The sequence below is a fragment of the Streptomyces sp. NPDC050085 genome, from assembly GCF_044460595.1.
Classification (GTDB): domain Bacteria; phylum Actinomycetota; class Actinomycetes; order Streptomycetales; family Streptomycetaceae; genus Streptomyces.
This window is the reverse complement of the sequence record NZ_JBITJZ010000013.1, coordinates 88,010-113,516: the sequence shown is the minus strand read 5'-3', so window position 1 is coordinate 113,516 and position 25,507 is coordinate 88,010. Positions and strand designations below refer to the sequence as shown.

The window sequence follows — 25,507 nt, the reverse complement described above, 5'->3', positions numbered from 1 at the left end:
CACACAACGACGTTGGGAGCACACGTTGGCGCGCTTCACCCGCAGGCGGTTCATCGGGTTCGTCGGGGCCACGGCCGTGGTCGCAGGGACGGAGCTGTCCGCCGCGCAGCTCGTCCAGGCCGCGACCTCGACGGTCACGGTCACCCCCGATCCGTCCTACCTGCACGAGGAGTTCGAGGGCTGGGGCACCAGCCTCGTCTGGTTCGCGAACGCCACGGGCCACTACCCGGACGAGATCCGCGAGAAGATAGCCGACCTCGTCTTCGGCCGCGACGGGCTCCGCCTGAACATCGCCCGCTACAACATCGGCGGCGGCAACGCCCCTGGCGTGAAGGACTACTTGAGGGCGGGCGGCGCCGTCGAGGGCTGGTGGAAGGCGCCCGCGGGCACCACACGGAACGACACCGGCTGGTGGGACCCGGACAACAAGGACCACTGGAACGACGACGCCGACGCCACGCAGCGCTGGTGGGTCGACCGGATCAAGAAGGACATCACCCACTGGGAGACGTTCAGCAACTCGCCGCCGTACTTCATGACGGTCAGCGGCTACGTCTCCGGCGGCTTCGACGCCTCCAAGGACCAGCTGAAGACCGAGTCCATCGAGGACTTCGCCGCCTACCTGGCGGGCGCGACGAAACGCCTCGAAAGGGCGCACGGCATCAGGGTCGACACGGTCGACCCGTTCAACGAGCCCAACACCACCTACTGGAAGACCACGCTCGGCGCCGACGGCGAACCGACCGGCGGCCGCCAGGAGGGCGCCCACATCGGCCCCGAGCTCCAGCGGCAGGTCGTCCCGGTGCTCGCCGACGCCCTGCGCAAGGTCCGGACCGGCGCCCGTGTCGCGGCGATGGACGAGACCAACCCGACCACGTTCGCCACGGACTGGGCCGCCTACCCCGACGACGTCCGCCGCATCGTCGGGCAGATGAACGTCCACACGTACGGCACGGGCGGCCGCACCACCGTGCGCGACCTCGCCAAGGCGGCCGACAAGCCGCTGTGGATGAGCGAGGTCGAGGGCGACTGGGGCGACGGCCAGTCCTTCACCGACATGCGCCCGGGGCTCGGACTCGCCCAGCAGATCGTCGACGACCTGCGCGAACTCGAGCCCACCGCCTGGGTGTTCTGGCAGCCGGTCGAGGACAACGACAACATGAAGCCCGGCGGTGAGTCGGCCAAGGGCGGCAACTGGGGCGAGATCCAGGTCTCGTTCAGCGCCACCGCCGAGGACACCCTCGAGACCTGCCCCGTGTACACCAACACGAAGTTCGACACCGCCCGGAACTTCACGCACCACATCCGGCCGGGCGACCGCCTGATCAAGGTCGACGACACCAGCAGCGCGGCGGCCGTCTCGCAGTCCGGCGACGGCGCCACCGTCGTGCACGTCAACCGCACCACGGACGCCCGCGCGCTGACGCTCGACCTGTCGAAGTTCGGCCACGTGCGCCGCGGCGCGACCGTCACACCGATCGTGACCAGCGCCGACGGCAAGCTGGCCGAGCAGGACGCCGTCCCCGTCAGCGACCGGCAGGCCACCGTCACGGTGCCCGCGCAGTCGGTGACGACGTTCGTGATCAAGGGCGTGTCGGGGGTCGCCGACGACGCCGCGGCCGTGCGGGAAGGACGTACGTACCAGGTGACCGGCGTGCAGAGCGGCAAGGACCTGACCGCCGCCGACGACGGCGGGACGCTCGTCATCAGGGCGGGCGCGGGCGCGGCGGGACAGCGCTGGCATCTGCGGCGGGCCGGGGGAGACGGCAACCGTGCGCGGTACGTGGTCACGAGCGCGGCGAGCGGTCTGCGCCTGGCCGTACGGGACGGCGCGGCGGTCCTCGAAGCCGCCGGCGGGCGGCGCGACGCCGCCGCCCAGTGGATCCTGTCGACCACGGGCAACGGCACGTACACGCTCGTCAACGCCGGGACCGGCAGGCTCCTGGAGGTCGGCGGGCAGGCCACGAACGACGGCGCCGCGGTCACCACGTGGCCGCCCAACTCCGGAGCTAACCAGCGCTGGAGGGTCACCGATGTGACCGCGTAGTGCGCGGTTGCGGACGTCACGCCCCCACGGAGACGATCCGTGGGGGCGTCATGCGCGTCACGTTCCCGCCGCCCGCCGCCTGCCGGACCTGATCGACACTGCCGTGCCCTCTCGTGGACGTGCTGGTGCGCCTGCTGAACCCCTGATCCACCGAGGGGCGCGGGCGCGGCCCGGCGGCCGTATTCTGTGCGCGATCACGCCAGGGGGGGAGCGCGATTCTTCTCTGCGTGCAGCCACGTGCCCGCACGGAACGGAGAACCGGACATGTCCGAACAAGCCGCCGCCCCCCTCGCATTGACGCACGATCAGATCGACGACACCTCCCACGGGTACGACGCCCCGCTGCTGCGCGTCACGCTGCCGCAGACGCAGACCCCGGTGTGGCTCGCCACCCGCTACGACGTCGTCAAAGCGGTGCTCGCCGACAGCCGGTTCGTCCGGGACCTCGCCAAGGTGCCGGGCTCCGAGGGCGGTGGCATCGGAGCCGAACTGCTCGACGACGCGGGCCTGCCGCCCGAGTACCGGCTGTACCTCGAGATCCTGGTCATGGTCGACGGCCCTGAGCACACCCGGCTGCGCTCCCACGTGCTGCGCGCCTTCGCGCCGCGCCGGATCGCCGCGCTGCGGCCGCGCATCGAGCGCCGCGTGGCCGAACTCGCCGACGAACTCACTGCCAAGGGCGAGGAGTTCGAGTTCCTGAGCGCCTTCGCCTACCCGGTCATGACCGACGTCATCTGCGACATCATCGGCGTCGACGAGGACGACCGGGACAAGGTCGCCGGCTGGATCCGCGACTACGAGTCCGGCGAACCGGACCGCTTCCTGCCCGGCATCGACCACCTCGCCTCCTACATCGACGCGCTCCTCGACCGCCGCGCACAGGCCCCCGCCGAGGACCTCGCCTCGGACCTGCTGCGTGCGGACGCCGAGGCCGCCGAGGGGCAGCGGCTGACCCGGCGCGAGATGATCGCGCTCGTCTTCCTCCTGATCAACACCGGGATCGCACCGCCCGCCCTGTTCAACACCGACGCCGTGCTCACGCTGCTCGACCACCCCGACCAGACGGCCCTGCTGCGCGCCGAACCTGCCCTACTGCCGCGCGCCGTACAGGAGTTGCTGCGCCACGTCTCCGCCGTGCACGTCGGCGCGACGATGTACGCCACCGAGGACGTGGAACTCGGCGGAGTCCTGGTGCGCCGCGGCGAGGGCGTCACGAGCGGGCTGCTCGCCGCCAACCGCGACCCCGGCACGTTCCCCGAGCCCGCCCGTCTCGACCTCACCCGCGAGGCGGCCCGCGGCGCCGGACACATCGCGTACGGGCACGGCGCCCACCGCTGCATCGGCGCCGCCCTCGCCAATCTGCAGACCGAGGTGCTCGTCGAGGAACTGTTCCTCAAGCGAGACGGGCTCACCCTCGCGGGCGGCCGGGACGCACTGCAGCGCATCGGGTTCGCCGGGGACGGCACGTATCTGGTGGGGCTGCCGGTGCGGTTCTGAGGGTGGGGCAGATGAGATGAGTGGAGCGGGTCGAGCGGGCGGCGCAGTGAGGCCGGGTGGCGCGGGCGTGGGCGGTGCGCGTCAGGCCTGTGGCGGGCGGCGCACATAATCGCGGGCGGGAGCGCGACGGGGCCCGTAGCGTGTCGCGGATGACCGATCCGACGTACCAGACGGCTCGCCCCGACCACGAGCGCGACCGACTGCGCCGCACGTTCACCCAGGACGCCGAACTCTACGACCGCATGCGCCCCGGCTATCCGGCGCGGATGTACGACGACCTCGCGGCACACGCCGGGGTCGGACCGGGCTGCCGGGTCCTCGAAGTGGGGCCCGGCACCGGGCAGGCGACCGTGCCGCTCGCCGAACGGGGCTGCCGGATCGTCGCCGTCGAACTCGGCGCGGAACAGGCGCAGGTGGCCCGGCGACGGCTCGCGGACCACCCCGGCGTAGACGTGGTCGTCGCCGACTTCGAACAGTGGCCGCTGCCGCCCGAGCCGTTCGACCTGCTGCTTGCGGCGACGTCCTGGCACTGGATCGACCCGCACGCCCGCGTGGCCAGGGCCGCCGCCGCCCTGCGCCCCGGCGGCACCCTCGCCACCGTGTTCACGCACCACATCAAGGGCGGCACCGAGGAGTTCTTCGCCGCGTCCCAGGCCTGCTACGAGCGCTACGACCCGACGACCCCGCCCGGCATCACCCTGCGACCGGCCTCCGAAATCCCTTACGACGGTACAGAGTTGGCGGCGTCGGCCGCCTTCGGTGCCCCCACCTTCCACCGCTACGAGTGGGACGCGACCTACACCACCGACCAGTACCTCGACCTGATCTCCACCTACTCCGGGCACCGCGACCTCGACGCCGTTGCCCGCGCCGCGCTGTACGACTGCCTCGCCGCACTCATCGACCACCGGCACGGCGGCCGCATCACCAAGCGCCATCTCACCGAGCTCAGGCTGGCCCGCCGCCTCGGCTGAGCCCTCGGCCCGTCCCGCGTCTAAGATCAACAACCAACAGCCCCACCAGGAGAGTTGACGCAACCATGAGTGACAAGCCGACGGTCAGTGTCCTCGGGACCGGAATCATGGGCGCGGCGATGGCCAGGAACATCGCCCGGGCCGGACACTCCGTCCGCGCCTGGAACCGCAGCCGCGCCAAGGCCGAACCGCTGGCCGCGGACGGCGTGCAGATCGCCGACACCCCGGCCGAGGCCGTGGCGGAGGCCGATGTCGTCGTGACCATGCTGTACGACGGCCCCGCCGCCCTCGACGTCATGCGACAGGCCGCCGACGGGCTGCGCCCCGGCACCGCCTGGGTGCAGTCGACCACCGCGGGCCTCGACGGCCTCGGCGAACTGGCCGCCTTCGCCGCCGCCCACGACCTGGTGCTCTTCGACGCGCCCGTGCTCGGCACCCGCCAGCCCGCCGAAGCCGGGCAACTGCTGGTCCTCGCCGCGGGTCCTGCCGCCCACCGCGACACCGTCACGCCCGTCCTCGACGCGGTCGGGGCGCGCACCGTGTGGACCGGGGAGGACGCGGCGGCGGGCTCCGCGACCCGGCTCAAGCTCGTCGCCAACAGCTGGGTGCTGGCCACCACGAACGCGGCCGGCGAGGTGCTCGCCCTGTCCCAGGCACTCGGCGTCGACCCCCAGCTCTTCTTCGACGCCATCGCGGGAGGCGGCCTCGACCTGCCCTACCTGCGCCTGAAGGCGGGCCTCGTCCTGGAGGACCGGCTGACCCCGGCCCAGTTCGCCGTGGACACCGCGGTGAAGGACGCCCGCCTCATCGTCGAGGCAGGACGGCAGCACGGGGTGCGCCTCGACGTGGCCGAGGCAAGCGCGGCCCGCCTCGCCCGCGCCGCCGAACAGGGCCACGGCGACGAGGACATGGCGGCCGCCTACTTCGCGTCCTTCGACGAGCCCGCGACCTGATCCCGCCCCGTGAACTGCCTCTAAGCTAAGGGCAGTTGATCAGAACGCAGGACAGAGGAGCACAGCGTGGGACAGGACGGTTTCCGAGCCGGGGAGATCGACACCAGCAAGCCGCACCCCGCCCGCGTCTACGACTACCTCCTGGGCGGCAAGGACAACTACGCGGTGGACCGCGAGGCCGGCGAGGCGCTGGCCGCCGCGGCCCCCGAGGCCCGTATCGGCGTACGCGCCAACCGCGCCTTCCTGCAGCGCGCCGTCCGCCACGTCGTCGCCGCCGGCGTCCGCCAGATCCTCGACATCGGCACCGGACTGCCCACGCCGCCGAACGTCCACGACACGGCCCGCACGATCGCGCCCGACGTGCGCGTCGCGTACGTGGACAACGACCCGATCGTCAGCGCACACGCCGACGCCCTCCTCGGTCACTCGGGCGCGACCGGCGTCGCCCTGGCCGACCTGCGCGACCCGCAGGCGGTACTCGACCACCCCGAGGTCCGCCGGGTCATCGACTTCGACCGGCCGGTCGCGCTGCTCCTGGTCGCCGTCCTGCACTTCCTCACCGACGCGGAGGACCCCGGCGGCATCGTCGCCACCCTGCGCGACGCGCTGCCCGACGGCAGCTACCTGGTCCTCACGCACGCCACGGACGACTTCGCCGACCGCAGCGCGGCCCGCGCCGTCTACTCCAAGGCCACCGCGACACTGAACCTGCGCTCCCGCCCCGAGATAGAACGCTTCTTCACCGGCTTCGACCTCATCGAACCGGGCCTGTCGCAGGTCCCGTTCTGGCACCCCGACACCCCGCCTCCGCCGGGCTCGGACGAGATCGGCTTCTACGGGGGAGTGGGGCGCAAGGGGTAGGGCCTGACGCTGGGCTCAGCCGAGGCGGGGGATCTCGATGGCCGGGCACCGGAGGTATAAACCCCTATGTCGACGTGGGCACGGTAACGACCCGGCTGACGTGGGCATATAGGGGACTGTCGCCCGACCCGCGAAGCGGAACCCGATTCGTGGGCGGTGCACATGAAGCGCGCAGATGACGCGGCACTCCAACAACTCGGCCTCTCGGAGGCGGAACGTGCGGAGCTCGGGCTGGAGGACCCAGCACCCGGCGCCCCGGAGGACCTTGTCGATGTCTACATCCGCAGGTCCAAGAAGAGGGAGGACCTGACCACCCTCCGCGCCCACCTCAGGGACATCGCACGCTGGGCCGTCGCGCACGAGCTCAGGATTCGGCATGTCTGGTTCGAGCAGCTCAGCGCCAGCAAATCCTTCGTGCGCCGCGATGAGTTCGAGAAGGCCAAGGACGCCGTGCTGCAGGGCAAGTCGAAGACCCTCGCGGTCTGGAAGACGGACCGGCTCGACCGGCGGGGCATGGGGGCCGTAGGCGCGCTCTTGGACGAGCTCGGACGACGCAGAGCGCGCCTCGTCTCCGTACACGAAGGGCTGGACAGCAGCCGCGGCGGCAGGATCGTCTTCGCGATCCTGTCCGAGCGGGCGCGGGACGAGGCGAAGGACATCTCTGAACGAGTACAGATCGGCCTGGACTCGCACCGGGCCCAGGGACGTGCTCCCGGCGGACGACCACCGTTCGGAGTCATGCACGGCGCCGACGGCAAGGTCGTCCCGGACCCTGACGAGTATCCGCTGGCGAGGCGCATCGCGGAGGCGCTGCTCAAAGGGGAGGCGTCGACGACACTGGCCCATCGCCTCACTGCGGAGGGAGCCCGTACGCGCACCGGGCGGCACTGGTCGGCCAACGCGATCTGCCGCATGGTGCACTCGCCGCTGTGGGCGGGACTCGTTCCCCACCGGCAGCGGCACACAGACGAGTTCGGCAACCCGATCGACAAGTGGGGCTGGCGCGCCGAGCCCTTGATCGGGGCCGATGGGGCGCCGGTCTCGTGCGGCGCAGGCGTCGTGTCCCCGGCCGAGTGGTACGTGATCAAGGGCAAGCTGGCCGAACGAACAACCAGGTCCTTCGGCCAGAAGCACGGGCATCGAAGGGTGCAGAACCTGCTCACGGGAATTCTGCGCTGCGGCATCTGCGAAGTCCCGATGGTCACCGCGGGCGTCTCCGGAGGGAAACGCTCGTATCGGTGCCGTACGCGTAGCGAGGGAGGTCTGACGGCCTGTCCTGGAGTGCGTACGTGGGCGGAGAGGGCCGAGGACGCCGTCGCCGACCGGTGGATCCACCATGTGTCGAGCCTGGAACCGGGAGACCCGGTCTTGCGCGAGATCGCACGCCGGTGGCTCTCGTATCAAGACCCCGAACGCGATGAGCGCTTGAGGCACGTCACCGCAGCGGAAGAGGGTGCGCGGCGCAGGCGGGGCGAACTGGAGGACGCCTACTTCGTCCACGGCACGATGCAGAGGGAGCGCTATGAGCAACTCGCCGCTGCGCTGCGGGACCAACTGGCCGCGATGGGAGAGGAACTGACCCAGCTGCAGCGCGGCTCGGACCTCACCCCGCTGCTTGATGGCGTGCTGCTGCAGGAGGCATGGCAGGGCGCCGATCTGGCCGACCGGCAGATGCTGCTCCGCTGCGCGCTGCGACGAGTCACGATCACGCCCGCCAAGCGACGCGGGGACCGTACTCCGATCATGGACCGGCTGCGATTCGAGTGGGTTGGTGCGGAGGCGGGCGGTGACGAGGAGTGTTGAGAACCCATCTCTGCGCCTCAGTTGACCTCGTACACACACCTCCGCCATGGGCACCTCGTTCGGAGGCGGAACCACGGCACCCTCGCCCCTGCGTCCTGCCACGGCCGAACGCGCTGATAGAACGCCGTCATGACGTACCGATTCACTGCTCGTGTCGCCACAACCGAGATCGACCCTGACGGCTACTTCACCGAAGCTGCTCTTGCCGAGTGCGAGGACGGAAGCGGATTCGTCTTGATGTTCATGGCGGGCGAGGACGACTCACGGGCCGCGTCCTCCGCGTCTCGCTCCGCCCTGAAGCACTGGAGGACCTGCGGCTGAGCGATGGCGAGATCGAGGCGGTCATTGAAGCGCCGGCCGAGGACGTCGTCCTGTTCCGCGAAGTCCTCGCCCGGGTGCTCGCCTACGGACGGGCGGACGCAGCGCCCACTCGTGTGGCCCTCTGAGCGGGCCGCCATCTCGTACGTGACCTGGTTGCCGAGTTCGCTCTCAACCCTGCTGGTGCCGTTGACCAGGGTCGTGAGAACGCCGCCAACTCCGTTGGAGAAGGCCCCGCATAGGGTGGCTCCTTGATCACCGGAAGAAATATCCGGAGTGCACTCAGTGATGGTGGGGGTCGAGATGCCCTGGTGGAACAGGATGCCCGCAGAGCGGGCTCAGTGGGTGCTTGATCCCCTGGCCGGGGTGGGACCGTTGCGGTTCGGGATGAACTCGGACCAGGTGGCAGCAGCGCTGGACGGAGCGGTCGCCCACGTCTCCCAGGGGCTGGGAGAAGGGATGGGCTGGGGCACTTACAGCGAGTGGGGCGTGACCGGGATCTATGGGGCGGATGCGGGCCTTGTCGCGGTGGCAATCGATCCCATGGAAGGGCCCCTGGTGCGGCTGAGGGGCATCGAGCTCATTGCCCGGGTTCCCTCCGAGGTGCGCGCGGATCTTCAGGACCTCGCCCGCCGCGAAGGGGCTACCGTGCGGGTGAACTGGAGCGGTGATCCGGAGATTGAGGCGTGGGGCGTGTCCATGGGCGCCGGACAAGAAATTGATCTGTCGCCCGGTGCGCATGGGCAGCGGCAGAACACGGTGATCACCAAGGCGCTGTTCGTCAGCGGTGAGCTGGCACAGGATCCGTACCGGTCTGAGCCGGTCGTCCACTGGCACGACATCAGCATGGAGCGGCCGAATCCGGGTGCATGGCCCGTGAAAGCGGAGCAGGACCGCCCGTACTGGGACTGGACACCGGTGCAGAGCATCGGTCCTCTCCGGTTCGGAATGGGCCCGCACGAGGTGGCGCGTGCGCTGGGTGAGAAGCCGGCGGCCCGTCTCGGCCGGTATCCCCTCGGACCGCCGTGGGAAGGGCCCGGGGAGTGGCTCCTGCGTCACGACTGGTTCGACCGGACCGGCGTGACCGCCCACTACGAAAGCGGCAACGGCCACCTTCCCGCCCTCGGTGCCGTCACCGTTGACGGATGCACCGGGCCACAGGTGGAGTTCGACGGCATCCCGCTGATCGGCAGACCGGTCGAGACCGTGGACACGTCCGTGATCCAGCATGTGGAGAAGCACGGTATGGGCCTGATCTTCGGCCTCGGAGGAGGTCCAGGTCCGCCGGACCTCAGCATGTACGTAGAAGCGACCCGAGCCGGTGACACCATGATCAGCGGGGCCCTGTTCGGTCAAGCGGAGTGGGGCATGCACGGCTGACCGTGCCGACGCTTGGGCATCCTGGACGGATTGGGGTACGGAGTCTGCGTGGGGGTGCGGACGGCCCTTTCGCGGGGTTGTGCGCCTTCCGCATTCCGGCGCGTGGCGGCTCGTCGCTCCTCCTGCCCCTCTCATGGAATTGCCTGCGCCCTTCAGTCGGGGACCGACCTCTGTCATGCCTCTGGACGTGGGCGCCATCGTTCCCGCGAACGTTGCTGCAAACATGCCGAAGGTGGTCGCCGGGGCATCGGTGACCCGTCCGACAGGCGGTTTTCTATCACCCGAGATCGCCCTTGGCAAAAGCACTACGCCGCGTCGCCGGTGCGTCTAAGGTCCCTGCCCTGTAAGGAAGTTGGGCCTTGGCCCCACTCTGTAAGGAGCAAGGTGAAACACGTAGTCATAGCCTTCATTGCGGTCGGAACCCTCGTGACCGCGGGCCTCTGCGCTGCCCCGATCGGTCCCGGGCAGTGGATGTGGAGCACGTCAGCCGGGTCGGGCGCAGCCGTCGACGTCTGACCCGGCCGGGGTCCTGGCCGCGCCGCAGCCGGCGCGGTGTGGTCAGGACCCCGTCACCCCGTGGTCGCGCGCTCGTTCCGCGCGTGCCAGCCCGTCCAGGGCCTGGGTCGGGGACAGGCCCACCTCCTGGGCCACCGCCAGCGCTGTCGCGTACAGGCGTTGCGCGGGTTGGCGACGGCCCGCCGTCAGCTGAACGTCCGCCATGGCGAGCAGGGCCCGTTGTCGCTCGTAGGAGTTGCCGATGGATCGCGCCGCCTGCTCGGCCCGGGTGAGATGAAGCAGCGCTTCGCCCCGGCGTCCGGTCGCCGCGTATGCGGTGCCCATGCTGATCAATACGTTGACCTCGCCGAGGGTGTCGCCCGAGTCCTGGTGGCAGGCCAGGGCTCTGCGGAAGTAGTCCAGTGCGGTTTCGGGGCGGCCGGTCGCCTGGTGCACGGCGCCCAGATTGGTGTCGAGGATGCTGAGATCTTGACGGCCGCCGTGGAGCCGTGCCAGGCAGAGGGCGCGCTCGTAGTGGTGCCGCGCCTCGTCGAACCGCCCCTGGAGGAAGCTCAGTTCGCCCAGGTTGTTCCAGGCCCGCATGCTGCCGTGGCCGTCGCCCAGTTCGTCGTACAGGCTCAGGACGTCGGTCACCGCGTGGAGCGCAGGGGCGTGGCGGCCCGCGTAGTGATGGGCGAGCCCTTGGACGTTGCGGCAGGCCGCCTGTCCGGCCCGGTCGTCGATCGCGCGGTAGAGGGCCAGGGCCTCGTCCAGGTCGGTGAGTGCGGTGTCCGCCCGGCCCGCTGCCAGATGGGCGCGGCCCGACTGCAACAGGGCGTCGGCGCGTCCGTGCGTGTCGCCGAGTCCCGTGAACAGGGAGAGCGACTCCTCGGCGAGTCGTAGCGCCCGATGGTGGTCCTTCTGGGCCCAGACGTCGGCGAGTTCGACCAAGGTGTGCGCAAGGAGCGCGGGGTCATCTGCCCGGCCGCGCAGGGCGTCGGCGGCGGCGTCGTACAGCTCGACCGCGGTCTCCCGCAGCCCCCACAGCTTCAGGGACGGGCCAAGCGCATGGGGCAGAAGGAGGGCCTGCTCGTGGGCTGAGGCGGGCACCGTGCACGAGGCTGCGGCCGTGCGGGCCAGGGCCAGAAGATTGGCGCGTTCCAGGGACAGCCAGGGTGCCGCCTCGTCCGGGCCGGCGAAGTGGGGTGCATGGGGGCAGGTGCGCCGGGGCGGCAGGGGCAGGGGGTGTCGGTGCGGGTGCAGCGACCGGTCGGCGCGGTGCGCGGCAGTCAGGTAGTGGTCGAGGAGCCGGTCGAGTGCCGCACGACTGGACTCGGGAGTGTCCTCCCGGTGTCCGGCCAGGAGGCTGAAGGCGCGGGTGAGGTCGTGCAAGCGGTAGCGGTCGCGCGCGGACTCTTCGAGGAGGTTGCGGTCGAGCAGTTCCTCCAGGCTGCGACGGACGTGGCGTACGTGCTCGTCCGAGGAGATTCCCGGTGCGCGACGGGCGAGTGCGGCGGCCGCGTCGGTCGTGATGTCGGGCCCTGGATGCAGGGCGATCGTACGCAGCAACTCCCTTTGTCCGAGGTCGAGTTCGTTGTACGAGAGTTGGAACGACACGGTGAGTGCGGGGTCGAACGAGTGGGGAGTGCGGCGGAGCCGGGCGAGATGATCCGCGAGGTCGTCCAAGGCCCAGGCGGTCCGGTGGCGCAGGTGTCCCGCGAGCAGATGCAGGGCGAGAGGATGGCGGCCGCAGGCGTCCACGATGCGTGCGAGGGCGCCATCGGCGTCTGCCGGGCGGCCGGGGCCAAGCACACGCTGGAACAGCGTCGTGGCTTCGGTCGCAGACAGGACGTCGAGGTGGAGCGGTACCGCGCCGCCGAGGTCGGCGATGCGGTGCCGGCTGGTCACCAGGACCCGGCACGTGGCCGAGCCCGGCAGCAACGGGCCTACCTGTGTGGCGTCGCGCGCGTTGTCGAGGACGACCAGGACGCGGCGCCGGGCGGTCCACTCGCGCCAGCGGGCGGCTCGTTCGTCGGCTGTCCCGGGCAGCGGGTCAGGAATCCCGGCCGTGTGCAGAAGGGCGCCGAGTGCCTCAGGGGTGGTGCTGGGCGGTTGCCCACTGTAGCCGCGCAGATCCAGGTGGAACGCCCCGTCGGGATAGGCCTCGCGCAACTGGTGTGCGGCGTGCACCACCAGGGCCGTTTTCCCTACGCCCGGCATGCCGTGCACGACGGTCACGGGCAAGGCATCCTTGCGGGGCGGGGTCAGCAGGATGCGTAACTCGGCTGTGCGGCCGGTGAATTCTCCGATGTCGCGGGGGAGAGTGTCCGGTGCCGCGCGGGCGGGTTCTCGCGGCGCGGGCGTCCTGGTGGCCACTGGCGGGAGCAGAAGTCCGGGGTCCTGACCCAGGATGCGGTGGTGCAGCGCGCGGAGCTCGGTCCCGGGCTCGATGCCCTGGGATTCCTGCAGTCGGCGGCGTGCGGTGCGGTACACCGCCAAGGCTTCGTCGTGCCGTCCGCAGCGGTAGAGCGCCAGCATCAGCGAGGCGAGTGCCGTCTGTGCCAGTGGGTTGCGCGCCACCAATTCGCGTAGCTCGCCCAGGACATCGGCGTGCCGCCCGGCCTCGAGCTCCAGGCGGATCCGTTCCTCCCGCACCCGCCGGTGGTCCTCGACGAGCCGGTCGCGCAGGGACGCGGTCCACGAGCCCGTGAACTCCGCGAGCGGATCTCCGCGCCACAGTGCCTCGGCGGTGTGCAGCAGCCCGATCGCCAGATCGGCACGTCCCTCGTCGAGTGCTCGCGCCGCGTCCTCGCGCAGCCGGGCGAGGCGCAGCAGGTCGAGGTCCTCGGGGTCCATGCGCAGTCGGTACGCGCGAGGCGAAGGCCGTTCCACCAGGATCTGGCTGCCTACCGCACGCTTCAGGTGCCCGCGCAGCCGCGACAGGTAACTGTGCAGCGTGTCCAGGGCGGTGCGCGGCGGCTCGCCGTCCCAGACCCGGTCCATGAGGGTCTCGGCGGTGACCGTTCCGCCGCGAGCGTGGACCAGTACGGCCAGTACACAGCGCTCTTTGACGGAGCCGAGGTCGTGCTGGCGCCCGTCCTGCCACAGTTCCAGAGGTCCCAGAGCAAGAAGTTCCACGATCGCCCCGTCCGGGTGCGCTTCTTGTCGCCGCAGTTGGCATCTCCCGTACATCTGTACGGAATTGGAGGTGCGGGCGCCACGGGTGCGCAGGGGGCGGAAAGGGGCGCAACGGAGCGAGAAGGGCGCGCGGGGGCGCGTTCAGCGAGGCGTACAGGAACCGCGCACGGAATGCAGGCTTCCTGCAAGCTCCGTGTCAGGAGTAGGGGACATGTCCTCGGTTCACCCACCCGACCGAGAACCATGACGACGGGGGACCGACCTTGATGAGCGAGACCGAACTGAACCCGCACAATCCGCCCGTACCGGTGCGCCTGGACGCCGACCGATGGGCCAGCCGCACCATCCGCAAGCGCATCCTGGCCGTGGTGCACACCGTGACCAGCGGGCAGCGGCTGATGGAGGCCGTCCGGCTACTGGAGGGCGACGCTCGCGTCCAGGTGTGCTTCACGGCGGCGCCGGACGTCTTCGGCCACGGCGTCGACGCCTTCCTGGAGGGGATCGACGGGCTGGTGCTGCCGTGGGACAGGGCCGTGCAGACACCGTTCGACTTGGCGCTCGCCGCCGCGTACGGCGGACTGCACGAACTGCACGCACCCGTGGTCGTACTGCCGCACGGGGCAGGCCACAACAAGGTCGTCTCCCGAGCCCGCCCAGGACACCTGCGTGCGAACCCCGCCGCCTACGGCCTCAACCGACAGACCCTGCTCCACGACGGCGCGGTCGTGCCGCGCGCCATCGTCCTCGCCCACCACGACGAACTGACCCGCCTGGGGCGAGAATGCCCGGAGGCTCTGCCGGCGGCCGAGGTTGTGGGGGACCCGGTGTGCGATCGCGTCGCGGCCAGCCTGTCCTGCCGCGCCCTGTACCGCAAAGCACTGGGTGCCCGCCCCGGACAGCAGCTCGTGCTCGTCACGTCCACCTGGGGGCCCCACTCACTCGTCGCCCACGACTGGGACCTGCTGGCGCGCCTGCTCACCGAACTGCCTCGCGAGGAGTACCGCGTCGCGCTCACCCTGCACCCCAACGTCTGGAACGCGCACGGCAGTTGGCAGATCCGCAGCTGGCTCGCCGGCCTGGCCCGCGCGGGCCTTGTTCTCGTGGACCAGCACGCGCAGTGGGAGGGCGCCCTGGTGGCCGCGGACCACATCGTCGGCGACCACGGATCGGTGACGCTCTACGGCGTTCTGACCGGGGCGCCCGTCTTGTTCGCCGGAGCTGCCGACGCGGTCCTGGACCCCGCCTCGCCGCTGGCCGAACTCCGAGCCGTCGCACCGGGGTTGCGTGCCGGACGCCCTCTGCGGGCCCAGTTGCGTCGAGCCACTGTGACGTACGACCGGCAGGCCCATGAGCGCGTGGCCGCCCGGCTCACCTCTCACCCTGGGGCGTTCGCCGCGCGCATGCGCACGCTGATGTACCGCACGCTCCGATTACGCGCCCAGAGCGGAACGCCTGCCCCCGAACCGGCGAGCCTGCCGCGCACAGTGGCCTATGGCGAGCCAGGCAGCGTCCTGTCGTGACGCCGCGCGCGCCACACGCCCTGCGGCGGATTCGACTGACGTTCGTGCACTCCGGCAGCGGCTCCGTGATCCATGACGAGCACCTGCGCGCCGACCCGGGCACCGCGCACCGGTGGGCGTCGCTCGCGGACGTGGTCCTGGGCGAGGAGGGCGACTTCGCCGCGCTGGCCGCGTACCCGGGAGCGCTGGTCGTCGCGGTACCCCGACGCGACCAGTGCTGGATGCGACTCGGCGGTACGGGCGCGACCTCGGAGACGGTGCACCTCACTGCGGCCGCGCACGGCGCAACGGTGTGCTGGGCGACATGTGCCTCCGTGGCTCACGCGTGGCTGATCGCAGCGGGGACCGACGTGTCAGTCCGGCGATGCCCCTTGTTCACGTAGGCGCTCGAGGCGCTCGAGGCGCTCGAGGCGTTCGAGGCGTTCGAGGCGTTCGTGTGCCGCTCGCGCCTCTGGTACGTCGAGGCGGCCGACGGTGCCGAAGAGGTCAAGGGCCTCCTGGCTGTGGCGTGCGGCGGCTTCGGGCTCGCCGCGCCGCTCGGCCAGCGCGGCCTGAGCCTCCAGGGCACGGGCCGTCTCGTAGTGGGCGCCCATGCCGCGGAGCACGTCGATCGCCGAGGCGAGCTGATGCCGCGCCTGGTCGAGCCGGTCGTTGGCGAGTTGGGCGCGGCCCGCGAGCAGCGCGGCGCGGGCCGCGTTGTACGCATCTCCGACGTCGTCCAGCTGTCGACGTGCGACATCCGCATCTCTGGCGGCAGTCGCGTACTGGGCGCGCTCGAGTGCGACATCGGCGAGGTTGAGCCGGGCCAGCGCCCCGGCCCGCACGTCGCCACAACCGGGCAAGAGCCGTGCGGCGAGGGTGAAGTGGGCGACGGCCTCGTCGAGCCGGCCCAGACGCTGGCACGCCAGGCCACGGTAGTTGAGCGTACGGGCATGACCCAGGGCGTCACCCGTGCGCAAGAACAAGGCCGCCGCCTGCTCGAACATGCCCAAGGCGACCTCCGGACGCGACCGGCCGAGCGCGCCGATCCCTCCCGAAGTGAGCATGCGGCACTCCCCGGCGATGTCGCCCGCCTCGCGCGCCGCGGAGAGGCCCTCCTCGTGGGCCACGGCCTCGCTGTCGTAGAACTTGCGCCGGATGAACAGCGGCCACAGGGCGTCAGCGAGCTGCCAGGCCACGCTCGGCCAGCCGGCACCACGCGCGGACCGAATGACGGCGATGAGATTGGGGAGCTCCAACTCCTGCCAGTTCAGGGCGCGTTCAGGGTCATCACCCAGATCGGCGAGAAGGAGCGGCTGCGACTCCGCGTAGTCGCGCGGCAAGCCACGGTGCTGGGGTTCGACGATCTCTTCCGCGCGCGTGGCTGTGGCGAGAAAGCTGTCTGTGACACGACGCAGAGCGGCCGACCGCTCGGCCACGCCTTCGTCCCGCTCGGCCACTTCGCGCGCGTGCAGCCGTACGAGGTCGTGCATGCGGTAGCGGTCGTCGGATCCGGCAGCGGACAGCAGATGCGCGTCGTAGAGGACGTCGAGTGCGCCGAGCGCATCGGCCGAGCCGAGAGTCGCCATGGCCGTCGTCGCACCGAACTCCGTACCCGGATACAGGCCGAGCAGTCGGTACAGACGGGCGGCCTGCGGAGGGAGGGCGGCGTAGGCGAGTTCGAGCGTGGCCCGCACGTCGTGGTCGTCGTCCTCGATGGCCAGAGCGGAGAGTCGGCGGTGCGCGTCGGCGAGCGCGTCGACCATTACGCCCAGGCGCCGCCGGGGCCGCGCGGCGAGCCGGGCACCGGCCACCCGGACCGCGAGCGGCAGTCCCGCGCACAACTCGGCCAGGGCGAAGGCGTCGTCGGGCTGTTCGGCCACGCGGGCGTCGCCAAGGGTCGCGTCAAGCAGCTCCACGGCCGCCTCCATTGGCAGTGGATCGAGCTCGACGGCCACAGCGCCGTCCACGACGAGTCCCGGCATACGGCGCCGTCCGGTCACCGCGGTCACGCTCGTCCCGCCCGGCAGCAGGGGTCTGACCTGAGCCGCGCTGAACGCGTCGTCGAGCAGCACGGCGACCCGGAGCTCCGCCGTCAACGACCGGTAGAGCGCGGCACGTTCACCGGTCGAGGCGGGTACGGCCTCGTGCGGCACGCCCAAGGAACGCAGAAATTGCCCGAGCGCGCTGCCGGGGTCCATCGGCCCACTCGGCGCGTGCCCGCCGAGGTCCGCGTACAACTGGCCGTCCGGACAGTCCTCGTACAACCGATGCAGCCACGAGAGGGCTGTGGCGGTCTTCCCCACTCCGCCGAGACCACTGAGCGCGATCACGATGGGGCGCTGCGCCTGGAGGGCCTGCAGCCGGTGCCGCTCCAGCACCTCCAGTTCCGTCAACCGATCGACCACCAGGCCAGAGGCGGGCAACTGCCGTGGCAGAGGCGGGCGTTGGCGAGGGACACCGAGATAGATACTGCCCTGCACGCTCCCGGCTTGGACGACCCCGCCATGTACGGTGCCACCCACTTCGTTGCGCACGCGAGCCTCGTGCTCCGCCATTGGTCCCCCGTCCCGAGCGTCAACGTGCCGCTGACGGCATCTTTTCCGTACGGGTGATCGATATCCGTGGTGGGGCGACGCGGGGCGGAGACTGGCTGGATCGTGCGCTGTGGATGTGGTGATGCCCGTGTGCCCGTGAGGGTGGGGCTCGGTGCCTCGCTGATCGATCGAGTACGTCGGTCTGATGGCGGGGCAGTGCAGCGGATCTGAATGGCTGTGGGTGATGAGTGGCCGGGGTTGGGGTCGGGTGTTCTTCTTGCCGGGCAAGTCACCTCTGCAGTAAGCGGGCGTGGGGAACCAGCGGTAGAGATCCCGGCGTACAGCCCGACTCGTCTGCTTTTACGGCCCTGACCTGGGTGTTTGCCTAGGTGGGGGCCGTAGTGCACCTGTCTCTCATGATCAGGAATCCGTGCACTCCGGCCACCGAGGGCAGGTCAACGCTTTGCACATCCGGGTTGGCGTAGGCATATGCCCACCTGTTCCCCGGCTCCAGCTCACCCCCGCTGCGCGGGGACCTCGAACTGCCCGGCCTCATCGAACTGGACCGAATCGGTTCACCCCCGCTGCGCGGGGACCTCCCCCTCGGCTGCGGAGACGCGGGTGACGCGCGCGGTTCACCCCCGCTGCGCGGGGACCTCCCCCTCGGCTGCGGAGACGCGGGTGACGCGCGCGGTTCACCCCCGCTGCGCGGGGACCTCGTCTGATCGGCCGGGCGCGGGCCTCGCTCGATCGGTTCACCCCCGCTGCGCGGGGACCTCGGCTCCCTCGTGAAGGGCATCCTCGCCAGAGCCGGTTCACCCCCGCTGCGCGGGGACCTCGGCACCAGCGCACGCCAGCATCTGCTCGGCGACGGTTCACCCCCGCTGCGCGGGGACCTCACCGACGGCCTCTGGTACCCGTACGTCGAACGCGGTTCACCCCCGCTGCGCGGGGACCTCGCCCAGGAGCCCAACCGGCTCACCCAGCTCCGCGGTTCACCCCCGCTGCGCGGGGACCTCGGTGCGCGGGGCGAGCGTGGGGGTGGTCACGGCGGTTCACCCCCGCTGCGCGGGGACCTCACCGAGTACCTCGATGAGGGTGTGCGCATCGCCGGTTCACCCCCGCTGCGCGGGGACCTCGGCGTCGGCCTGGACCTGCGCCCAGTCCTCGTCGGTTCACCCCCGCTGCGCGGGGACCTCGCGAGGAGCTGCCGCGCCTCCTCGCCGACCGGCGGTTCACCCCCGCTGCGCGGGGACCTCTGTTCATCGGGCACCCTCCGGGCGGGGCATGGCGGTTCATCCCCGCTGCGCGGGGACCTCTCCGCGATGTCCGCCGCGATCGGGACGTGCAGCGGTTCACCCCCGCTGCGCGGGGACCTCACTGCGTCCGGGGCACGGACCTCGTCGGGCCACGGTTCACCCCCGCTGCGCGGGGACCTCGGCGCGGCCGTTCGTTACAGAGCGTGACGCCGCGGTTCACCCCCGCTGCGCGGGGACCTCGGCCAGGCGCACGCCCCAGCCGCCGTCGACGGCGGTTCACCCCCGCTGCGCGGGGACCTCATTACCACCCGAGTCCAGCGCAACACGCCGAACGGTTCACCCCCGCTGCGCGGGGACCTCCCGAAGCAGCGCGGCGACGACCGCCGCTTCGACGGTTCACCCCCGCTGCGCGGGGACCTCGGTGACGCCCTCGGCGACCCGAGGGCAGTCGACGGTTCACCCCCGCTGCGCGGGGACCTCCGCATGCTCGCGTCGTCGGCGACCGAAGCAACCGGTTCACCCCCGCTGCGCGGGGACCTCGTCGGCTACGTGGACTCTCCCGCCGGGAACAACGGTTCACCCCCGCTGCGCGGGGACCTCGACCCGAGCACACCGTTACGGGCGCGGCCCGACGGTTCACCCCCGCTGCGCGGGGACCTCCGCGTCACCGCGTACGGCATCGCACACACCGCCGGTTCACCCCCGCTGCGCGGGGACCTCATGTTCAGCGTCGGCTTGAACCACCCGGCTGACGGTTCACCCCCGCTGCGCGGGGACCTCTGGAACCGGGCGGTGGCGTAGCCGAGGTTGATCGGTTCACCCCCGCTGCGCGGGGACCTCGTGGGCCTGCTCGGGGCTGGTGACGTAGGAGACGGTTCACCCCCGCTGCGCGGGGACCTCCCCTCGCTCTCGTGCGTGTAGATCCACGTCACCGGTTCACCCCCGCTGCGCGGGGACCTCGGCAGAAGCGCCCTCGTCGCCCGCGCGCTCGGCGGTTCACCCCCGCTGCGCGGGGACCTCCGGGTCGGGTGCCGCGGGGGTTTTGCCTGCGGCGGTTCACCCCCGCTGCGCGGGGACCTCCGCCACCACGCCGACATCAACGGCGCCACAACCGGTTCACCCCCGCTGCGCGGGGACCTCCTCGTCGCCCCCGGCGGCGCCTTCGTCAACGGCGGTTCACCCCCGCTGCGCGGGGACCTCCGTTCCGTGTCGGGAACCTGCGGTGACCTGGACGGTTCACCCCCGCTGCGCGGGGACCTCCTCGCGGACATCCGCGGCGATTTCATGGCCACCGGTTCACCCCCGCTGCGCGGGGACCTCCCGCGGATGCGGTCGACGGAGACACCCTTTCGCGGTTCACCCCCGCTGCGCGGGGACCTCCCCACGCTCCGGCGCTCCGAGACTCACGCCGCCGGTTCACCCCCGCTGCGCGGGGACCTCCCACGCGCGTGCGGCTTGCCGCATCCGCTGAACGGTTCACCCCCGCTGCGCGGGGACCTCGAGTTCAACCTCGCCGAGAAGCTCCGCGGCAGCGGTTCACCCCCGCTGCGCGGGGACCTCGACACCTTCGGCAGCGACGCCGACATCACCGGCGGTTCACCCCCGCTGCGCGGGGACCTCGTGGACAGGGTGCCGACGGGCTCACGCACGGTCGGTTCACCCCCGCTGCGCGGGGACCTCGTCGCCTCGCCCGCCGTGCGCTTGTCCAGATCCGGTTCACCCCCGCTGCGCGGGGACCTCAAGGTCAAGGAGATGTACGCCGCGGGCTACACCGGTTCACCCCCGCTGCGCGGGGACCTCCAGTCGGCTCAGGACAGGGCCCAGTCGGAGGGCGGTTCACCCCCGCTGCGCGGGGACCTCTGCCCGTCGGCGTCGTACACGACGGACGCCCACGGTTCACCCCCGCTGCGCGGGGACCTCACTTAGCAACCTGCACCTTTGCCGGAGGTTATCAATCTGTGACCGAGGAGTAAGGTGCATCCAACTTGTCTGTCCTGCCTGAGGGCAGTCGTTGTCAGTGCCGTGTGCTGAGATGCCTGCCATTGGTTCGTGGCACTTCAGAGTGGGGGCCAGGCCCGCATGGCAGTACCGGATGATCACGACGATTCCTTAGAGGACATCGAGGTCCTGTTGTGGGGCAAGGAGCACGGGTTGCCGAGGCGCTATCCGTTGATCTGTCACCTCCTCGATGCCGCCGCTATGGCCGGCGCATTGTGGGATCGCTTGTTGCCTGCCCAGACCGTGGAACGGCTGAGCGCAGAGGTCGGGCTGAGCCCAACGGAGCTGCGCCAACTGGTGTGCTTCTGGGCTGGGCTGCATGACTTGGGCAAGATCAGTCCGCCTTTCCAGTCCAAGTCCGCAGAGGCGTATGGGCACTTGCTGAGAACCGACCCATCGTATGGCCCCTATCTGGCGGAGAACTTCGAAGGCGAGCTTCGGCACGACGAAGCGACGCACTGGGCGCTGGTGTCGATCTTCCAGGAATTCGGGTATCCACAAGCGGCCCGTGGCCTGCATCGCGGCGTGGGGCATCAGGTGGCGCAGATGCTTGGCGGGCACCACGGTTGGTTCTGGCGGGCGCTCACCTCGAGGGAGGTGGCGCAGCCTCGGCGTTACCGTCGGCAACTCGGCGGCGAGGCATGGGAGAAGCAGTGCCGTGCGCATGCTGCGGCGGTTCGGCGCGTCACGGGCGCCTCGGCGGTCCCGCAGCAGCCCCTTCCTTCCGCGGTGGCGGTCCTGATCTCGGGCCTTGTGATCGTTGCTGACTGGCTGGCGAGTCAGGAGTCCTTCATCGGCCCTCGGCTGCCGGAGCAGGGCTGGGCTACCAGCGAGTCGGCGCTTCGCGCGCATTGGGACCGGTCGGTGAAACATGCCCCAAAGGTCGTGAAGGAAGCGGGACTTGGAGTCGCCGTCCTGCGGGACCTCTCCTTCTCCGAGATGTTCGGCTTCGAGCCGAACATCCTTCAGGCTTCGCTGGTCAGGGATCTGCCGGGACTGGTGCGAGGGCCCGGCATGTTGCTGGTGACGGCGCCGCCCGGGGACGGGAAGACGGAGGCCGCCCTGTTCGCGGCCAGTGTCCTCATGCGTGCGGTGGGGGCCAGTGGCCTCTCGTTCTCCTTGCCGACGATGGCGACGACCGATGCCATGTACAAGCGGGTCCGGGAATTCGCACGACGGGCGCTGGAAGAAGACGCGGCGCTGACCCGGGTGCACAGCATGGCCTGGCTGAGCAGCACCTCAGCGAAGGAATCGGCCTCGGCCGCTGCCGTAGCCGACTCGGTGCTATCGAGCGTGCAAGCCTCGGTGGAGGCGGCGAAATGGCTGTACGCCAGGCGGCGCGGAATGCTCGCTCCGTTGAGCGTATTCACCATCGACCAGGCGCTCGCAGGAGTGTTGCCGCTGCGCTACAACGTGCTCAGGCTGTTGGCGCTGTCCGGCAAGGTCTTGGTGATCGACGAGGTACACGCGTACGGGCCGTGGATGCACGCGCTTCTGGTGCGGCTGCTGGAGTGGCTTGGCGCGATGAAGGCGCCGGTCGTGGTGTTGTCGGCCACGCTGACTGGTGCAGCGGCGAGTTCGCTGGTGGCGGCCTACCAGCGGGGGTGCGGCACGGACGAAGACGTCCTGGCCGCTGACGTGCAGCCGAGCTATCCCGGCTGGCTCTTTGTCGACGGGACGAGCGGCGTGGTGAGCGAGCCCCGGGCCGTGGCCAGCGAGCGCGAGCGCAGCCTGCGCTTTGAGGTACGCCCGGTACGCCGGGACGTACCCGCCTCCGAGGACTCGCATCGTCTGGCGGTGACCAAGGAGTTGCTGCGGAACCTCGTGGAGAGCTGTCGCGGTACGGCACTGGTGTGCTGCACAACGGTCGCCGAGGCTCAGGAAACGGCCGAAGCTGTGCGGTCGTGGTTGCGCGAGCAGGAGGCGGCCGGTAAGCCCGTTCCTCGGTTGCGCCTGTTGCACTCCCGCTTCCGGACGCGTGATCGGCGCACGATCACGGAAGAGTGCGAGACCGCCTTCGGTAAAGATGGACCGCGCCCGCAGGCTTCGATCTTGATTGCCACGCAGATCGTAGAGCAAAGCCTTGACCTCGACTTTGACCTACTGATCACGGACCTGGCTCCCATTGCCCTGATCATCCAGCGGGCCGGGCGGTGTCAGCGTCACAAGGGGCCGACGCACGATCTCCACTGTGACCATCGGCCGGCTTGGGCGGCAGGGGATCCCCGGATCGTGGTGCTGGACCCGGTGGACGATGAAGGCCGCTTCCAGCTTCCCCGCGCATGGGGAGACGTCTACTACGAGTCGCTGCTACGCGCGACCAGCGCGCTGCTCGAGGAGCGCGCGGACGGCGTCGTTCAGGTTCCGGGCAATGTGCAGGAGCTTGTGGACGCCGTCTACGCCGAGGAGTTCACCGGGAACCTGGACGACAAGGCGCAGGCGGAACTTCGCGCAGCTGACATCAAAAGGCGCGCACAAGAGGCAGCTGAATCCCAACTTGCCGATTTTGTAAGGATCAAGGCGCCTCAAGACGTCGGGCGGAACCTTCACCACCTCAGCGATACCCCCGTGCCAGTGGACGAAGATCTGGTCGCCACCCGCCTCGGCGCCGACTCTGCGCGCGCTGTATGCGCCTATGAACAAGCAGACGGGCTCTGGACGCTGGATGAGGCTGGACAGACTCCGGTGCCGGGTGTGAATGAGGACCTGGCCAGAAGTAAGCGTCTGGGGCGCGCGGACGCGGAGCGCGTCGCCGACTACATGATCCCTGTGCCCGGCCGGTGGTTCGGCGAGCGCGCCGAGCTGCTTGAGCTGCCCGCCGCCTGGAGGGCCAACTCCGTACTGCGCGAATGGAAGTTGATTCCGATGCGCCAGCAGTCGGACGGAACATGGCGAGGGAAGGTACACCAAGGATGCGTCACATACGGCCAGTTCGGGCTATCTAGTGACTAACGCTCCCTCTCTTCCTGTGGTGCTCTACCGTCGTGATCTGTAGCCGAGAGCCAGGCAGCAGTGGCGCCCCCGCCTTCGCGGGGATCGGGTCTTCACGATAGCCAGCGCAGCTTTCACGCTACCTCTCGGCTCACCCCCGCAGCGCGGGGAACTCCGCCCGACACTACCCAACCACCCACTACGAGATGGCTTGGCGGTTACGGCACATGGATCACGAGCCGCACGGAGACCTGTTAACGACCCCCATCGCGGACTGCCTGCGCGCCGAGGACGCAGAGGCCCCCGATCAGGTCGGTACGCGGGTCGGGATTCGTCAACTGCTCCTGGAAGCACCGCAGATCAAGTCTCTCACCATCGGCCCACCTCCCGCGCTCTCGGCCTTTTACCGCATCCTGTACGCGCTCGCCGCGCGCGTCACCGGTCTCGATGAGGCCCGCAAAGGTCCTGATGAATGGAACGAGCGTCGGGTTGATCTGCTCGAGAACGGCGTTGACGTTGATGCCGTCGATGCGTACTTCGCGAAGTACCCAGGCCGCTTCGAGATGTTCAACTCTCAGCGCCCCTTTCTGCAGGACCCGCGGCTCGCGGAGCAGTGCCCCAAGTCCTCGGGCGTGAACAAGCTGGCTCTGGGGCGACCGGCGGGCAACAATCCCGCATGGTTTGGCCACCACTTCGACGAGGCCCCTGAGCCCCTACGCTCTCACGAAGCCCTTCTTCACCTGCTGATGTGGCTGTACTACGGCCCTGCCGGGCGATGCGCGACCCGCACCGTGGGGCACACATCGGAAGCCAACTCCGCGGCAGGACCACTGCGTTCAAGCATCTCTTTCCACCCTGAGGGTGTCACTCTGTGGGAGACGCTGCTGGCCGGCCTCACTCCGCCCGAGACCACGGTGCGCCGTGAACAGGACCTGTGCCCCTGGGAGACGGACGAGCTCGACGACCCGGTCTCCGCTGCGAAGCCCTATGCCGGTCCGTTGTCTCGGCTGACCGGGGGCTGGCAGCACGCCCTGCTGCTGATCCCCGACAATACCGGCCGACTTGTCACTGACGCCTACATCACCTGGGGACACCGCGGCAAGAAGCCCCTCACCCGCGATGCCTACGTCATCTGGCAGACCAGCAAGGAGGGCAACACCTATGCCCGCCCCGCGAGTTCCGGACGAGCGTTGTGGCGCGACGTGGATGCCCTGCTCCTGAAGGAGCCGAGCGGCTCAACCAAGCCCCAGCGGCCCGAGGTGTTCACTGCGGCCGAGGACCTCGAGGGCGGGGAACAGTTCCGGGTACGGGCTCTGGGATTTGAGCAGGACGGCAAGACCAAGGACATGCAGTTCGTCAGTGGCCTGACCCCGCCTCTATTGGGACTCATGCAGGTTCACCGTCCCGAGGCGGCTCGCCAGATCGGCGACCTGCGAGTGGTCGGCGAACTGTACGGCCACCGGCTCGCGACGGCGGTCAAGCGGGCCTGGGCCGTGATCCACGACGCGAAAATGGCGGACTGTATCTGGTCGGAACAGGCGGCGGCGCACTATTGGCCGCGCGCAGAGGGAGAGTTCTGGAGCCGCGTGCGCAGCGAGAACTTCACTCAGAGCTGGCGGGACTTCCGGCGCCTGGCCGAGGAGTCCTTTGACGCCGTCACGGAAGGGCTCGTCCGCACCGCCAAGGGCGCACGGGCCATCGAGCACGCGCGGCTGGATCTGTACGGCGGGCGCCGGACCAAGGACGTCACCGGCCGGGTCCGGTAGGACGCCCGCACAGCCGCCGCAAACCACGACGGCCCCAATGCGTGCGAGTAG

Annotated in this window: 14 protein-coding genes and 1 CRISPR repeat array; of the genes, 11 read left to right on the top strand and 3 right to left on the bottom strand. The window is 70.3% G+C overall.

What is annotated here, in order from left to right; genetic code table 11:
* The first annotated feature begins 25 nt into the window (after positions 1-25).
* The 6 genes from ACIBUY_RS34205 (at position 26) to ACIBUY_RS34180 (ending at position 8,135) form a co-directional block, all read left to right on the top strand.
* Complete coding sequence (locus ACIBUY_RS34205; RefSeq protein ID WP_399154711.1) at positions 26-2,047, top strand: RICIN domain-containing protein; 2,022 nt, start codon at positions 26-28, stop codon at positions 2,045-2,047.
* A 264-nt stretch (positions 2,048-2,311) separates the two neighbouring features.
* On the top strand, positions 2,312-3,544 hold the full coding sequence (locus ACIBUY_RS34200) for a cytochrome P450 (RefSeq protein ID WP_399154710.1): 1,233 nt from the start codon (positions 2,312-2,314) through the stop codon (positions 3,542-3,544).
* Between the two features lie 149 nt (positions 3,545-3,693).
* Positions 3,694-4,518, top strand: coding sequence for a class I SAM-dependent methyltransferase (locus ACIBUY_RS34195; protein ID WP_399154709.1), 825 nt, complete (start codon positions 3,694-3,696; stop codon positions 4,516-4,518).
* 65 nt (positions 4,519-4,583) lie between these two features.
* On the top strand, positions 4,584-5,471 hold the full coding sequence (locus tag ACIBUY_RS34190; RefSeq protein ID WP_399154708.1) for an NAD(P)-dependent oxidoreductase: 888 nt from the start codon (positions 4,584-4,586) through the stop codon (positions 5,469-5,471).
* A gap of 66 nt (positions 5,472-5,537) precedes the next feature.
* Positions 5,538-6,332: an SAM-dependent methyltransferase gene (locus tag ACIBUY_RS34185; protein ID WP_399154707.1), complete on the top strand. Its 795-nt coding sequence runs from the start codon at positions 5,538-5,540 to the stop codon at positions 6,330-6,332.
* Positions 6,333-6,494: 162 nt separating this feature from the next.
* A complete protein-coding gene (locus tag ACIBUY_RS34180; RefSeq protein WP_399154706.1) occupies positions 6,495-8,135 on the top strand; it encodes a recombinase family protein in 1,641 nt (546 codons plus the stop codon).
* A 182-nt stretch (positions 8,136-8,317) separates the two neighbouring features.
* Here the strand turns inward: ACIBUY_RS34180 and ACIBUY_RS34175 are convergent, their stop codons facing one another.
* Positions 8,318-8,593, bottom strand: coding sequence for a hypothetical protein (locus ACIBUY_RS34175; protein WP_399154705.1), 276 nt, complete (start codon positions 8,591-8,593; stop codon positions 8,318-8,320).
* A gap of 148 nt (positions 8,594-8,741) precedes the next feature.
* Here ACIBUY_RS34175 and ACIBUY_RS34170 point away from each other — a divergent pair, with 148 nt between their 5' ends.
* Positions 8,742-9,833 (top strand): hypothetical protein, encoded by a 1,092-nt coding sequence (locus ACIBUY_RS34170; protein ID WP_399154704.1) that lies wholly within the window; start codon positions 8,742-8,744, stop codon positions 9,831-9,833.
* A gap of 558 nt (positions 9,834-10,391) precedes the next feature.
* On the opposite strand, the gene ACIBUY_RS34165 is transcribed toward ACIBUY_RS34170, so the two are convergent.
* Positions 10,392-13,466: a BTAD domain-containing putative transcriptional regulator gene (locus ACIBUY_RS34165; protein WP_399154703.1), complete on the bottom strand. Its 3,075-nt coding sequence runs from the start codon at positions 13,464-13,466 to the stop codon at positions 10,392-10,394.
* Positions 13,467-13,732: 266 nt separating this feature from the next.
* Here ACIBUY_RS34165 and ACIBUY_RS34160 point away from each other — a divergent pair, with 266 nt between their 5' ends.
* On the top strand, positions 13,733-14,986 hold the full coding sequence (locus tag ACIBUY_RS34160) for a hypothetical protein (protein WP_399154702.1): 1,254 nt from the start codon (positions 13,733-13,735) through the stop codon (positions 14,984-14,986).
* The gene (locus tag ACIBUY_RS34155; RefSeq protein ID WP_399154701.1) at positions 14,983-15,369 is read left to right on the top strand and encodes a hypothetical protein; all 387 of its coding nucleotides are present in this window, start codon (positions 14,983-14,985) and stop codon (positions 15,367-15,369) included. The genes ACIBUY_RS34160 and ACIBUY_RS34155 overlap by 4 nt, the downstream gene beginning before the upstream one ends.
* Here ACIBUY_RS34155 and ACIBUY_RS34150 read toward each other — a convergent pair.
* Entirely contained in the window at positions 15,340-17,361 is a 2,022-nt protein-coding gene (locus ACIBUY_RS34150) for a regulator (RefSeq protein ID WP_399154700.1), read from the bottom strand. The two genes, ACIBUY_RS34155 and ACIBUY_RS34150, sit on opposite strands and share 30 nt — an antisense overlap.
* 652 nt (positions 17,362-18,013) lie before the next feature.
* Positions 18,014-20,681: a CRISPR direct-repeat array (repeat unit 28 nt; unit sequence CGGTTCACCCCCGCTGCGCGGGGACCTC).
* 159 nt (positions 20,682-20,840) lie between these two features.
* Here ACIBUY_RS34150 and cas3 point away from each other — a divergent pair.
* Both cas3 and casA read left to right on the top strand, forming a co-directional pair.
* On the top strand, positions 20,841-23,711 hold the full coding sequence (cas3, locus tag ACIBUY_RS34145) for a CRISPR-associated helicase Cas3' (protein ID WP_399154699.1): 2,871 nt from the start codon (positions 20,841-20,843) through the stop codon (positions 23,709-23,711).
* A 206-nt stretch (positions 23,712-23,917) separates the two neighbouring features.
* Positions 23,918-25,456, top strand: coding sequence for a type I-E CRISPR-associated protein Cse1/CasA (casA, locus tag ACIBUY_RS34140; protein ID WP_399154698.1), 1,539 nt, complete (start codon positions 23,918-23,920; stop codon positions 25,454-25,456).
* The last annotated feature ends 51 nt before the right edge of the window (positions 25,457-25,507 follow it).

Excerpts from the sequence above, each read along its gene's own strand:
- ACIBUY_RS34170 (WP_399154704.1), top strand. The coding sequence starts at position 8,742 with ATGGTGGGGGTCGAGATGCCCTGGTGGAACAGGATGCCCGCAGAGCGG.
- ACIBUY_RS34175 (WP_399154705.1), bottom strand. The coding sequence starts at position 8,593 with ATGGCGGCCCGCTCAGAGGGCCACACGAGTGGGCGCTGCGTCCGCCCG.
- casA (WP_399154698.1), top strand. The coding sequence starts at position 23,918 with ATGGATCACGAGCCGCACGGAGACCTGTTAACGACCCCCATCGCGGAC.
- ACIBUY_RS34190 (WP_399154708.1), top strand. The coding sequence starts at position 4,584 with ATGAGTGACAAGCCGACGGTCAGTGTCCTCGGGACCGGAATCATGGGC.
- ACIBUY_RS34200 (WP_399154710.1), top strand. The coding sequence starts at position 2,312 with ATGTCCGAACAAGCCGCCGCCCCCCTCGCATTGACGCACGATCAGATC.
- cas3 (WP_399154699.1), top strand. The coding sequence starts at position 20,841 with ATGGCAGTACCGGATGATCACGACGATTCCTTAGAGGACATCGAGGTC.
- ACIBUY_RS34195 (WP_399154709.1), top strand. The coding sequence starts at position 3,694 with ATGACCGATCCGACGTACCAGACGGCTCGCCCCGACCACGAGCGCGAC.
- ACIBUY_RS34180 (WP_399154706.1), top strand. The coding sequence starts at position 6,495 with ATGAAGCGCGCAGATGACGCGGCACTCCAACAACTCGGCCTCTCGGAG.
- ACIBUY_RS34160 (WP_399154702.1), top strand. The coding sequence starts at position 13,733 with ATGAGCGAGACCGAACTGAACCCGCACAATCCGCCCGTACCGGTGCGC.